This window comes from Pseudoalteromonas sp. M8, assembly GCF_018141365.1.
Taxonomy (GTDB): Bacteria; Pseudomonadota; Gammaproteobacteria; order Enterobacterales; family Alteromonadaceae; genus Pseudoalteromonas.
On record NZ_CP047239.1, the window covers coordinates 1145173 to 1159116 of the forward strand.

Genomic DNA, 13944 nt, shown 5'->3' on the forward strand with positions numbered 1-13944 from the left:
CTCAGTTCAGTATTACCGTGCGCATCGGTATGCCTGTGGGTCTCATGAATACGGTACTTAGACTCAAACTTCTACGATCTACAAGCTTTACACATTCTCCTAAACCTCTCTAGATTGACCACAAATCCAGCAAGTTAATCATGAACTGCTATATTGTTTTATGAGGATATTATGGGGGGATACGATGCTAACAGCACTAAAAGACAGTATGCCAATTTTGATTGTTACATCTGAGTGGTATGTCAGTCACACAACCGCCGTTGCGGAAAAACTGTTCGCTCCCGTCGATAACGTCATCAATAAACACCTTGAAGACTTATTCATCTTTCCTTTATGCGTAGAAGAACAGCAAAAGACGATTGCTGATGGTTCTTTGATACAAGTGTCGTTGCGCACATCACCAAACGTACAATTTTTGCTGTCGTTTTATGATGTTCGCAGTAACGAAATATTTGTACATATTGCCGAGCTCTCTACTTATTATTGTCAAAATCCATTAGAAGACGAACAAACTCGAATTTTGCGCCACGCCGTTAACAGCGCAAACCTAGGTGTTTGGTGCTACGACCTCCTAAACAAGACTGCGTATTTTTCTCCTAAATTCAAATCACTGATAGGTCTCCCAGCCTCGGCAGAACTAGACTGGGACACCTTAAAAAGCATGATTTACCAAGAAGATCAGCCGCTATTTGCCGAGCTACTCGCTCACCATATTGAGCAAGGACTTATGCTGCATTTTGAGTTCCGACTTGAGGTTAGAGGAACAATTCATTGGTTTGAATTTAAGGGAGAGCAAGTTAAGTATTGTATTCGCACACACAGTGTTTATGGGATTTTAGCTGACTGTACTCACGAAAAAGATATGTTAGTCGCATTACATGATGCAGAAGAAAGTAAAGAACTTGCGATGCAAGCGGGGAAAATAGGTACTTGGCGAGCAATACGAGTAGCGAATCAATGGATCTGGAATTGGGATCATCAGGCCAATGATATTTTTAAACTTTCGGAAGACGATATTGGCAATTTACACCTCTGGGAAGCAAGCCTTCACCCCGACGATAAAGTACGTGTTACGCAAGCGCTAGAAGCCTCATTGAATTCAGGCAAAATCTTTGAACAGCGCTATCGCGGCCTGCTTAACGACCAGGACATTGTTGTAGTGTATGCCAAAGGTGTTGTAGGACTTGATGAACAGGGTCGGCCAGCACGTATTGACGGCGTTGTTATCGATCAAACCGATGTATATATTGCCCAGAAAAAACTCCAGCACATTAATCAAGAATTAGAGCAACGCGTCGCAGAGCGCACCGCTGATCTTGAGGCTGCAATTATTAAAGCTGAGCAGGCCAATCGCACTAAATCAGACTTTTTGTCCATGATGAGCCATGAACTCAGAACCCCCATGAATGGCATTATCGGCTCCTTAGATCTCATGGCGCTATCAGAGCTTGATGAAGACAACCAAGAACTTTTAGAAACCGCGTCTATTTCAGCCAATAATTTAGTCTCAATATTAAATGATATTTTAGACTTAGCCAAAGTTGAGCAAGGGAAAATGGAGCTTGAGAGCTATCCTTTCTCCCCATCTAAAATGCTCAATAACATCATCAAAACCTTCGAAGCCCACGCGCGCGACAAATCAGTAAAATTAACGGTGCATGAGGACATAAAACTACCGCTAGAAGTGATTGGCGATGAAAATAGAGTACGGCAAATTATCTTTAACGTTGTCAGCAATGCCATAAAATTTAGCGTTGCAGATCGCGAAGGCGGCGCGAAAGTCACCATCAATGTGCACTGGGCATGTGAAGGCGTAGCCTTATCTCACTTGATATTTAAGATAGAAGACAATGGTATTGGCATTGCACCAGAAGTACAAAAGAAACTGTTTACCCCCTTTACACAAGCCGAACGCTCTATCACGAGAAAGTACGGCGGCACCGGATTAGGGCTTGCAATATGTGGCAAGCTTATTGACTTAATGGGCGGCAAGGTCGCCTTAAAAAGCAAATCCGCTGAAGGCTCAACTTTCACCATTACCATTCCTATTTGGCGTCCAAGAACACAGCAGCAACCCAATATTATATTTAATACGCTTTATTGGTTAAGTGATGCGCCTTGGCAGAGTTCGTTGGCGCTGACTCAGTTGTACAATGCCTGCACGCATTTTTGCGATGAGATCAAAGTCATCGAGTCACCCAGTGAAATCAAAGAGACTGACGATACTGCACTTGTTCGTGCTGTCACAACGCAAGCCGCCCCCTCTGCAGAGCAAATACGCTCACCTATTCCAGAGTTAGTATTTGTTGATGAAAAGGCGTTTGCTAACTTGAACAGTACAGCGTTAACCACACCAAAACCAATTGCACCGCAGACTCAATACGCTATCGGCCAATTATTGAGCAAGCTGAAAGTAAGTCAGCAAAGTGACGAGACTGATTTAGGTGAATTAAACGATCTCAGTGAACTAGATGCGCTCCTTTCACTAGACGATAAAGTATCTAGCCCTACCGATGATGAATCGGATACTAGTGGTAAGCAGCATATACTCCTTGCCGAGGACAACCCCTTTAACCAAAAACTCATCGTCAAACAGCTTTCTAGACTTGGAGTTTCCTGTGATATCGCCAATAACGGCAAAGAGGCCTTGGCGATGTATAAAAGCCAGCAATATCAGCTTTTGTTGACGGATTGCCATATGCCGGAGATAGATGGCTATGAATTAACTAAGTTAATTCGCGCATTTGAGTCCAAAGAAGAGCGCAGCGCCATTCCTATTGTTGCCGTCACAGGCGCTGCTATGAAAGGGGATAAAGAGCTTTGTTTAGATAGTGGCATGAATGACTATGTTAGCAAACCGGTGCGATTACAAGAGCTTAAAAACACCTTAGGTAAATGGTTAGATATGGACTTTACACAATGAGCAAAACCCTCAACCCTCAGGTGCTTATCGATTTAATAGGTGATGATTTTGCTACGGCAAAAAAGTTTTACACCGACTTTCTAGTACAATCGAAATCTAGTTGCGCAAAAATTAAAACTGCTTACCAAACTCGTGCCTTTCAAGCGTTAAAAGACGAAGCCCATTACCTCAAAACCTCCGCAAAAGCAGTGGGTGCAGAGGTACTAGCTGAACATCTACAGGCGTTAGAGTATTCGGCACTTGATAACAACACCACTGAGTGCGCCGAAAAAATAAAAGCGATACACCATGAGATCGGCAGCGAGTTTGTTCGAGAATTAAAAGCCTATTTAACCTCTCAGTCGCAAAATTAAAGCGCAATCGGCTGCTCAGCGATAGCCGCTTTGAGCCCTGCGCGCTCGAACTTCACAACATCTTCTTGATGCTGGTAGTGATAGACCCAAATATTTTTAATGATGTCTTCACGATAGCTCATCAACAACTCATCAAGGGAGCAATGGCTGGGATTAGTTGCAAGACCACAGTCATGAAAAATAACTTCGCCGTTACTGACGTGATGATGGAGCAGCTCAGGAATCGCCTTAGTATCACCACTGTAAAACAAGCTACCAGGGAGATGTAACGAAAAAGCGCTATTGGGCTCATGATGACGAACGGCATAACTATGTATACGTTGCCCACGATGAAGAAAGCTTTCTGAAATTGGAAATAAACGAAAGACCTGCCAAACACCACAGTTACCTTCGCTTAGCCCAGTGTAGGCGAGCATATTACACAACCCAACGATTAACTCTGCTGGGGCATATAACGTGATTTGGTGCTGACTCAATGCTGCCTGAAAGTAAAGCTGCTCCAATCCACTAACATGGTCATAATGAAGGTGGGTGATAAACACAGCATCGGGTAATGACGAAAAATGCTTTTTATAACGCGACACCGTATCAAAGCCACAATCTATCAATAACCAAGGTAGGCCTCTGTGGGTCAATACACAGGTAGAGCACCCAAGAGTTGCAGCGCTGGCGGCACTTCCAACTCCTAAAAAGACTGCTGCGTCTGGTTTACAGTGACTATCAACGAATGATTGCGGATTGACAGCGTGTAGCTTGGTCGTGTCTTTCATTGCACTGTTAGGAAAATAAACAAACAATAGTGCCAGACTACATTGTCGAATTTACAACCACATGACAGTCATATCTGCAAACTTTTGGTTCAGCTCACTATTTGATTTCGCTATTTTGACCACTCAAAAGTTCGCTACCTTCTTAATCTATTGATTTTTTTATATCTTCATTCTGGTATAACTATTGCTGGATGATAACATCATGTCATCACCACTATGGAAAATAACAACAATGAAAAAGCTCTTCACCAGTTTAGCTGCACTTAGCCTTTTATCTGGCTGTGTTGTGCATATCTCTCCAAGCGCAGCAGCAACCAAAACACTCCATAAATCTTTGCAACTCAACGCTGCAGACATCAGCAAACTTGATGCAAATACCACTTCGGGTAATATCCAGATCATTGGATACGACAATCAACAAGAGATCCAAGTGGAAGCCTCCGTGTTAACCACAGAAGCAGAAAACTACCAACTTACACTGGAAAAATCAGGTGATACCGCCATATTGGTGGCCGACTCAGATACAAGTTCTGGTGTACAATGGTATCGCAATAATAGCCCTAGAATTGACTTAACCATCACCATGCCAAGCCAACTTGCGCTAACACTTGATGACAGTTCGGGGGATATAGCCATCAAAAATATCAAAGGTTTTATCAAACTAGATGATGGCTCTGGCAATATAACGTTGGAAGGTATTCAAGGTGCTGAAATTGATGACGGCAGTGGCAATATCCATATCACTAACGTCCAGCAACTTGTTATCGACGATGGTTCTGGCGACATAACTATAAAGGGATTAGTCGATACACTAGAGTTGGAGGATGGCTCGGGTAATATTGATGTGACTGGCGGCACAGATATCAAAATAGAAGATGAGTCTGGCGATCTAACCCTTCGCGGTTTTAGCGGTAACGCAGATATCATCGATGGCTCTGGCGCACTGGTTGTTGAAGGCGGACGTAATATTAAAATCGATGATGAATCCGGTAATATTCGAGTTCGTCACGCCCAAGGCGATGTCACTATCGTTGATGGTTCGGGCAATACGGATATCGAAGCAGTGAAGGGCCATGTTCAAATAGAAGACGGCGCTGGAAATATTCGTGTGGTAAATGCCGGTTCCTTGACCATTACCGAATCAGGTTCAGGCTCGGTGAAAATAGATAGGATAGCTGGAGCCGTAAAGCTAGATGACTAGCTGAATCACTTTAGTGTGGAGCAATATACGATTGTTCCACACTAAAGTTCAACATTAACTCGAGACTATGTGTAACTCTTGACAGGTTTCTACGCCCATCCAAGGGCTTCTTTGATGCCTAATGACAAGGCACTCTCTCATCCCCCAACAAACTTAACTTCTCGGCGGGTAAACCGTCTCCTACAACACTATTTGCACTGTGAATTAGGAAGCATTCTGCGATGATAGTTTTTGAAATACTTTCAAACAGCTTTACTGCTAAAACCTTAGAAGATCTCACAAGCAACGTATTCCCCCTCCATCACACCCGAAAAACATAAGCTGATATGCAATGTGCCGACAGGATGTCGGCCAAGTCTTTTCTGGCATCATGGACGTGCCTTACAAGGCGGTTGCACTATATCGGCTTAGGGTTTGAGGATTAAGTGTGATGCTGGGGCGACGTTTTCTTGGTTCGTTCTTTTTCGTCGTTTAAAAAGAATGAACGAGAAGCGCATGGATGCGCTTTGATACGAGCCATGGAGGGTAAGGCTAATATGTCCTCCTGACGGATTTCGACGCCCATCCATGGGCTACGACTATCTTTTCTTTGCTTGCCCAAAGAGAAGGTAGCAAAAGAAAAGGCACTCCCAACATCACACTGACTCCTCAAGTAAATTACCAATATGAACGTCACCGCGGTGTAAGGGCCATCCTTGGCCCTGTCACCGCTTTTCACGCATCCATGCGTTGAAATGACTCATTGGCAATTTACTTTCAGGTGTGATGAGGGAGATACAAGGCGCTGATAGTTTTGTTTGGTGCTTGCAGGAAAATTAGCTGCTTTTGAGAGAAAAACTAGTGCACACGGCCAATACCACACCAGAAAATATAACTGTTCGGCGAGTGAATCACCTCCCACAAAACTATTTAGACTGTTAATTAGGAGTTCACACCGATCGTTTTTGTGGTGCTTGTAAGCTAATTAGCTACTTTACTGGATAAAACCAGAACTAACAGACAGCGCGATTCCCCCCTCCATCACACCCGAAAAGCATAAGTCGATATGCAATGTGCCGACAGGGTGTCGGCCAAGCCTTGTCTGGCATAGGGACGTGCCTTACAAGACGGTTGCACTATATCGGCTTAGGGTTTGAGGATTGAGTGTGATGTTGGGGCGACGTTTTCTTGGTTCGTTCTTTTTCGTCGTTTAAAAAGAATGAACGAGGAGCGCATGGATGCGCTTTGGTACGAGCCATGGAAGGGCAAGGCTAATATGTCCTCCTGACGGATTTCGACGCCCATCCATGGGCTACGACTATCTTTTCTTTGCTTGCCCAAAGAAAAGGTAGCAAAAGAAAAGGCACTCCCAACATCACACTGACTCCTCAAGTAAATTGCCAATATGAACGTCACCGCGGTGTAAGGGCCATCCTTGGCCCTGTCACCGCTTTTCACGCATCCATGCGTTGAAATGACTCATTGGCAATTTACTTTCGGGTGTGATGAGGGAGACACAAGGCGCTGATAAATTATTGTGGTGCTTGCAAGCAACTATGTTTCTGATGGCTTTGTGGACAGCTAACAGACAACTTATTTCCCCCTCCATCACACCCGAAAAGCATCAGTCGATATGCAATGTGCCGACAGGGTGTCGGCCAAGCCTTGTCTGGCATAGGGACGTGCCTTACAAGACGGTTGCACTATATCGGCTTAGGGTTTGAGGATTGAGTGTGATGTTGGGGCGACGTTTTCTTGGTTCGTTCTTTTTCGTCGTTTAAAAAGAATGAACGAGGAGCGCATGGATGCGCTTTGGTACGAGCCATGGAAGGGCAAGGCTAATATGTCCTCCCAACGTATTTCGACGCCCATCCATGGGCTACGACATACTTTTCTTTGATGCCCAAAGAATCGTTGCGCAAAAGAAAAGGCACTTCTTCTTCACCTGAAAAGCATACTTCTCGGCGGGTGAACCGCCTCCCACAACGCTATATTATATATCGACTTGGATTTGAGGATTCGGTGTGATTTCGGGGAGGTGTTTTCAAAACCATCCGTTATGCCAAAAGATAAGCATTCGAATGCTAAATAAAAAAATGAGTTAAAAATGCTTGCCTTTTATGTAACAATAGCGCGCAAATAAAAACCAATCGCAGCACACTAGGAAGTAGTACCGCGTATTGGTGGAACGGCTTTAACCAACAACAGTGGACATAAAAAATGCAAACAAGGATTGTGGTGTATGGTACTAACCATCCTGTACATGTCGTCGATTTTGAACTCACGACCTGTATCAATAGCGGCTTTTTACTCAAAGCGAACCTAGAATCCCAATTTGACCTGGCTGATGAATTACTTGTCGGCAATATGCTCACGTTTGAAATTGAGTCACCAGATGCAATATCGACGTATTTCACTGGGACTTTGTTTGATATCCAATCTGGTTTTGTGTCTGAGCACACCTGTGGTGCAGAGGTGGTCTTAAAGCCTCGCCTTGAGTTACTTAAGCAAACAGAAAAGAGCCAAATCTTTGTACAAGCCAATGTCCAGTCTGTCCTCAATAAGCTGATACAAAAAGCCGGCTATTCACAAGACCGGATAAAATGGCGAGTCACTAAAGATTTACCCACGCTACCGCAGTGCGTACAAGCACTAGAAAACGACTACACCTTTTTCACCCGACTCTTAGCAAAGTACGGCTTAATTTATTGGTTTGAATGCCATGATTTTATTGAGTCGATAGTGATTGCCGAGGGGAATCTTGCAAGCCCCTATATTGAGCGAGGCTTGCTGTCGGTAACGGATAAAGATGGTCTGGTGCACGAACATGAAACCGGCTTTGTTGGGTTTACGCAGTGCCAAAGCCGCCATCGCTTTAGAATGGGTGGCTCACAAGTGCATATGAATGCCCATCCGCCAACTTCGGTCAGCTCGGCCCAGCGCAGTTATTTTGAGCCTGCTGCACAAAACCCTGCTGAGCAATTTGAGCGCACAGGTAATCTAGAGCTTGCCTATCAACAAGGTAAAAATGAAGTCACGCTGGTAGGAAACGTAGCCGAAGCCAATGCCGGTTATTCGTTTTCGTTAAATGGTAAATTGGGCACAGCGAAAGGTGGCGATTATACCTGTATTCGCAGTAAACAGGTGTATAAGCAAGGCAGTGCCAATGACCCTAAGCAAGTTGCGCATCATAGCGAGTCGGTGTGTGTACCACGGGGTGAGCCAATACGTATCGCGCCCCCAGAGCATAGTCCCAAGCCGATGGTGTTTACCGCCACGGTACGTTCACTGTCGGGGTCAAAGACCAATCCTCACTTAGATGCACAAGGGCAATATGCCACGCAAGTACATTTTGATAGTCAGGTGACTGAATCGGTAAAGCGCCTCACACAATACGCCTGTCGTGGTCAAAAGCAGCCGACGGGATTACACTTTCCACTGCTGCCAGACAGTAATGTGCTCATCGGTTGTATGAACAACGACCCTGACCAAAGTTACTTGTTAGGGTTTGCGCTTAATGACACGCAACCATCTGTTGTTACTAGCGCCAATAACGCCCAAAACGTGCTCTGCTCTCGCGGCCAAAACCTGTTGATGTTTGATGACACCCCAAAAACCCCGCATATTGTGTTGCAAACCCTAGCAGGCAACCAGCACTTGGTGTTACATGGGGATAAAAAGCAGCCTTATATCCACTGGCTTGCGCAACTTGGCGCGATGAATATTTTTGCAGCCAAAGACATACAACTTGGCAGTGTTAAAAGCGCAATTCGACTACTCACCAATAAAACCTTTATTGCCAGCGCCAAACAACAACTGGCACTGGAGAGTAAAAAGTCGGTGATTGCTGATGCAGCAACCAACCTAGACGTCACCGCCAATCAAATTGACGCCAGCGCCAAGCAAAATATCACCCTTAAGGCGGGTCGCAGCCATCGCAGTGTTATCCAAAGTGATATCAACCTCAAGGCAGACAACAACCTTACCATCACCGCCCCGGCGGGAAGTCAACTCATTCAAAGCCAAGGCAATATCACAGTAAAAGGCAGTGGCTCTGGCAACCTCACCCTTGCCAATGGTGGCAGTGAAATCAGTATTGACTCAAGTGGTAACGTCAACATCTTTGCAGACAAGTTACTGACCTTAAAAGGCAAAGCCATGACCGTGTTTGACGGTAGCATGGAGCAAGATATTGGTGGTAAACAAAGCGCCACGATGCCGAGTGTACCGCAAATTCAAGCGCTCTCTGAGAATGCTCGACTCTCACTTGCCGCCGATGGCATTGCCACCATGATGAGCAGTACCATTGAGTTGTCTTATACCTATCAAGATGGCAGCCCAATTATGGGCGCACCTTATACCATTCGATTTGCAAACGGCACAGAGTTGACCGGTAACTTAGACGACAGCGGTAAAGCAAAAATTGAGAATGCACCACCCGGTCAATATACCGTGCAATATGGTGAGGACAAACGCGATTACCTGCCAGAAGATAATCGCCCTAAAAATCCACTGTATGGACAAATCACCCCAGCGCGAGCCGCTGAAATGGTACGCAGCGGCAATACCGCACCACTGATAGAAGCCAATGGCATTGCAACCCAAGCAGGCGATTGGTTGTGGGGCACACTACAAGGCGACTTTAATCAAAACCCCTCTACGTCACAAATCGTGGTAGGCACCTTGATTTCCATGATACCGATTATCGACCAAGTCATGGATTTACGAGATATCATTGCCAATGTCATGTTACTGACCGACGATGATGAAGCCAACGACACCGACGCTTGGCTTGCCTTTACCCTAACGGGTATTGGTTTAGTACCAGTTGTGGGCTCAGCAGTCAAAGGCGTGGGCAAGGTTATCTTAAAAAATACTGGAGAATCGCTCTCTGCTGCGCTTGCCGTTTTACGCAAGCTCGGTAAAGGCGACCCAGTTAAATACCTAAGAGACATCAACTGGCAAGACCTAGGAAATCAATCCGCCACGGAAGTTAAAAACATCGTCAAAGGCCTACGCGATTCACTCGATGAAATGTCTAGCAGTTGGCACTACGACCTACTGCTTCCAGACGCCGCCATCGAAGGCATGCAAGCCACGGTAAAACGCCTAGACGACGTCACCCCCAAAATCGACCAGCATATGCAACAAGCCGCCCAAGAAATCGGACAGCGAGTTAATAAAGCACTGGATGAGTATCAAGGCCAATCACCAATTCGAGGCGTTACCAATGTGCCGAAGAAATCTAAAGCACCGGAGCTTTCAGCTCCAGAAGGAAACGATCTCAAAGGTGCCCCAGTTAACAAAGTTAATCCGCCATCACGCAAAACGCCTAGTGACTTTACGCAGTATAAATCACTAAACCACAGAAAAGGCGCTACTGGTGAGTACAATGCACACCAATTAATGTTGGAGAATGGCTATACACCACTAGGTAAAACCGACGGTAATTTTAAGCCCGGCGAAACCGGTATAGATGGGATTTATTTGCACCCAAATCCACCACCTGATTATGCTTTCACTGAAGCGAAATACAATAAAAGTAAATTGGGAAAAACCAAAACAGGCAAGCAACTGAGTGATCAGTGGCTAACGGAAAAACGGCTCAGGAAAGCTGGGTTGAACGAGGAACAGATAGCAGACATACTAGAAGCCATTGAAGATAATGATGGCAGAGTCATAAAATTGCTTATCCGTAATAAATTGGATGGCAATCTAATAGTAAATATACTGGATAAAAACGCCCACAATATTGGTAAAGCAACCGGATTTTAGGACATATAAATGCAAAGAGATAATTTGAGAGATATTGATTACTACAATGATAGAGTTAACTTTAGAGTAAAGGTTATCGAAAAAAAAATACAGAAAGTCCAACCTGATAGTCAGTTTGAAGCTGAAGTCAAAATGAAAGGTTCATTTAGGCTAGTTAGTGACTCATTGTATCTTCTTCATCAGAAATACTCTCGCGGCGATGATCTCTCAGAATTTAAGCCACTTTTATTAAATATGTTGACCTACCGCCAATGGCAAAAGGATTATGCTGACGCCTTGCCAGATAAAGAGCAAGTAGAGCGAATTGGCTGGGAAGAACTAAGAGAAGATTACCTCGAAGATCATCTTAAATGGTTGAGTTTCGCTTTCTGTTTAAATATGGATAAAGAATACTACCTAAAGGTGCTGAGTCTTATTGGTAATCAAGGTCAAGACGCGCTATTTGATAAAATTGCTATAACCCTAGGTGACACTAATCGTGAAATAGCTGCGGATACTCTGTTCAAAAAACGTTTCGGTAAACTTTACAAAGTAGTTGAAGGAAGTCCAGAGCAACGTCCAGCACTTGCAAAAGCCTATCTAGAGGCTTGGTATGTATTGGAGGGTAGCCCAGATTATCATTTAATGGATACAGATGCATACATTGGCTATTGGTGCTGGGAAATTGCACTTGTTGTTAAGTTATTCAATATTGATGATAGCAGCTTTATTGATCACCCATACTACCCTAAAGACCTCGTACATTGGCAAGATAATCAGTAGGAGATAAAGGTGCGCGATACACGGAGAAGTAACGATTATTTCGAAGAGTTCTTAGTCGACATTGAAGTTGGCATTAAAGAAACACAGGAAGCCCTCGATGCAGGTAATTTTACCACACCTAGCGAGCGAGTTGATGTTGCCCAGCGTATATATCAGCTCGCGATTATGCGAGCGATAGCGCACTACTCATATGGTGCTCACCTTGGGGATGTTAAGCGCTATACCGAAGCGATTTTGCCGTATCGCAAACAACTGACACACTACTGTGATAAGTTACCTGTAAATCATCAAATATACCGCCATGCTTTTGAAAAGTTGGGCGGGCAAATCAATGCTGTCGGCTCCCCTAATATCAATCGTTATATCTACACTTTGTGGTGGCTGGCACTTTTACAAGCCTGTGATGTCGCTCCAGCTCATATTCAAGAAGTACTCGATGTTATTGGCGAGCGCGGCAAAGACACCTTACTTGATAATGTAGCCATTGCACTTGGTGATAACGATAGACCTATTTCGCCCACACTCTACTACCCTGAAATTTATCAAAACCTTTCACTCGCTTTTACAGTACCTAATGAGCAAAAGCCTGATTTACTCAAGCAATTTGCACAAAATTGGTACAGTAAGTTAGAGGGCTTGGCGGACTGGCATGATAATCATAACTGTGAATGCGAATTCGAGTACACGGATTATTATATTGGTTATTGGTGTTTTGAATTAGTTTTAGTCGCTAATGTTCTAGAGATACCAAGAAAATCCTTAGAAGATAGTGTTTATGTTCCGGTTGATTTAATCAGATAAACTTCTGCGCATGATTTTTAAGAAAGGATAGGCTGAACCACTTGGGTGTTGCAGGGCTAGGCAGCTAACCTTCACCGACAGTAGTCGCCCCTCGATTTCCATGATACCGATTATCGACCAAGTCATGGATTTACGAGATATCATTGCCAATGTCATGTTACTGACCGACGATGATGAAGCCAACGACACCGACGCTTGGCTTGCTTTTACCCTAACGGGCATTGGTTTAGTACCAGTTGTGGGCTCAGCAGTCAAAGGCGTGGGCAAGGTTATCTTAAAAAATACTGGAGAATCCCTCTCCGCTGCGCTTGCCGTACTGCGACTTTTTACCCAAAGAAAAGTCGGTAAAGGCGACCCAGTTAAATACCTAAGAGACATCAACTGGCAAGACCTAGGAAAACAATCCGCCACGGAAGTTAAAAACATCGTCAAAGGCCTACGCGATTCACTTGATGACATGTCCACCAGTTGGCACTACGACCTACTGCTTCCAGACGCCGCCATCGAAGGCATGCAAGCCATAGGTAAAACGTTTCAGTATATGGAGAGTTTTCGGTATAGATGAGGCAGCAAGGGTTGCGTTGAGAACAATGGGCCCTACCACCCAAATGAATATAGAATTAGAACGGTGTAAGTAAGGAGGTTAGAGTAATGACCAAACAATTTGAAATAGATGAAGATTTCGAGTGGTTTCTTGAAAAATTTGAAGAGCCTACTGAAAAACATCAAGCCCCAGCAGAAATAACAAAAAAGTTTGAAGGTAAACTGCCTGCTAGATTATTAGAATATTGGAGTGAATACGGATTTTCTGGTTTCGGGGAAGGACTTTTTTGGTTAACTAATCCCGATGATTATGATGATACCTTAGATGCATGGCTTGGAGATACAGGTATCGTCGAGCAAGACACATATTATGTAATTGCTCGCAGTGCTTTTGGAGAGCTATTCTTATGGGGAGAGAAATTTGGACATAAATATCTAATCGACCCATCTCACGGTTGGATTATAGAGAAAGAAGGTAATGCCGAAGACATAGCAGTTGGAGAAGAAAACGATGCCATACAGTTTTTCTTTGGTGCAAAAAGGCCAACATCGCTGGATATAGATGATACGAGTGGAGGCTTACTTTTTGAGAAATGTAAACTTCGATTATCTCAATTAAAATATAACGAAATGTATGCTTTTGAACCCGCTTTTTTTCTTGGTGGGCAGCCTACCATTGACAATGTCAGTAAAGTAAATATTTTCGCCCATCTAAGTGTATTAGCATCATTTGGTCAGAAAGAAATACTAGACCAACAAGGGCTTATAGCTAAGGCTTATTCATAATAAATGCTCCTGTTATTAAAGTAGCAAATAAAAACCACTTAACTCCTTACC

The 13944-nt window shown here is 44.1% G+C and carries 8 protein-coding genes and 2 pseudogenes; 9 read left to right on the top strand and 1 reads right to left on the bottom strand.

What is annotated here, in order from left to right; genetic code table 11:
* Positions 1-184: 184 nt before the first annotated feature.
* Entirely contained in the window at positions 185-2923 is a 2739-nt protein-coding gene (locus tag GSF13_RS04650; protein ID WP_211865384.1) for an ATP-binding protein, read from the top strand.
* Positions 2920-3276, top strand: a complete 357-nt coding sequence (locus tag GSF13_RS04655) for an Hpt domain-containing protein (RefSeq protein WP_010603970.1) — start codon at positions 2920-2922, stop codon at positions 3274-3276. Before GSF13_RS04650 ends, GSF13_RS04655 begins: the two co-directional genes overlap by 4 nt.
* On the opposite strand, the gene GSF13_RS04660 is transcribed toward GSF13_RS04655, so the two are convergent.
* On the bottom strand, positions 3273-4046 hold the full coding sequence (locus GSF13_RS04660) for an MBL fold metallo-hydrolase (protein WP_206471701.1): 774 nt from the start codon (positions 4044-4046) through the stop codon (positions 3273-3275). The genes GSF13_RS04655 and GSF13_RS04660 overlap by 4 nt on opposite strands.
* A gap of 232 nt (positions 4047-4278) precedes the next feature.
* Here GSF13_RS04660 and GSF13_RS04665 point away from each other — a divergent pair, with 232 nt between their 5' ends.
* From GSF13_RS04665 to GSF13_RS04700, 7 genes and pseudogenes are all read left to right on the top strand, one after another.
* Positions 4279-5247, top strand: a complete 969-nt coding sequence (locus tag GSF13_RS04665) for a hypothetical protein (protein WP_211865386.1) — start codon at positions 4279-4281, stop codon at positions 5245-5247.
* Between the two features lie 2346 nt (positions 5248-7593).
* Positions 7594-8301: pseudogene (locus GSF13_RS24975) on the top strand (phage late control D family protein); the annotation flags it as partial.
* A 1959-nt stretch (positions 8302-10260) separates the two neighbouring features.
* A pseudogene (locus GSF13_RS24980) lies at positions 10261-10512 on the top strand (hypothetical protein); the annotation flags it as partial.
* A gap of 498 nt (positions 10513-11010) precedes the next feature.
* Positions 11011-11763 carry a PoNe immunity protein domain-containing protein gene (locus GSF13_RS04685; RefSeq protein WP_174170865.1) on the top strand — a complete coding sequence of 251 codons (753 nt, stop codon included), beginning with the start codon at positions 11011-11013 and terminating at the stop codon, positions 11761-11763.
* A gap of 9 nt (positions 11764-11772) precedes the next feature.
* Complete coding sequence (locus GSF13_RS04690; protein WP_211865388.1) at positions 11773-12564, top strand: PoNe immunity protein domain-containing protein; 792 nt, start codon at positions 11773-11775, stop codon at positions 12562-12564.
* A 100-nt stretch (positions 12565-12664) separates the two neighbouring features.
* Complete coding sequence (locus tag GSF13_RS04695) at positions 12665-13129, top strand: hypothetical protein (protein WP_211865993.1); 465 nt, start codon at positions 12665-12667, stop codon at positions 13127-13129.
* A gap of 86 nt (positions 13130-13215) precedes the next feature.
* Positions 13216-13893 (top strand): GAD-like domain-containing protein, encoded by a 678-nt coding sequence (locus GSF13_RS04700; RefSeq protein WP_211865390.1) that lies wholly within the window; start codon positions 13216-13218, stop codon positions 13891-13893.
* Positions 13894-13944: the final 51 nt, after the last annotated feature.

Coding starts and splice junctions, on each gene's coding strand:
- GSF13_RS04650 (WP_211865384.1), top strand. CDS start 185: ATGCTAACAGCACTAAAAGACAGTATGCCAATTTTGATTGTTACATCT.
- GSF13_RS04655 (WP_010603970.1), top strand. CDS start 2,920: ATGAGCAAAACCCTCAACCCTCAGGTGCTTATCGATTTAATAGGTGAT.
- GSF13_RS04660 (WP_206471701.1), bottom strand. CDS start 4,046: ATGAAAGACACGACCAAGCTACACGCTGTCAATCCGCAATCATTCGTT.
- GSF13_RS04665 (WP_211865386.1), top strand. CDS start 4,279: ATGAAAAAGCTCTTCACCAGTTTAGCTGCACTTAGCCTTTTATCTGGC.
- GSF13_RS04685 (WP_174170865.1), top strand. CDS start 11,011: ATGCAAAGAGATAATTTGAGAGATATTGATTACTACAATGATAGAGTT.
- GSF13_RS04695 (WP_211865993.1), top strand. CDS start 12,665: ATGATACCGATTATCGACCAAGTCATGGATTTACGAGATATCATTGCC.
- GSF13_RS04700 (WP_211865390.1), top strand. CDS start 13,216: ATGACCAAACAATTTGAAATAGATGAAGATTTCGAGTGGTTTCTTGAA.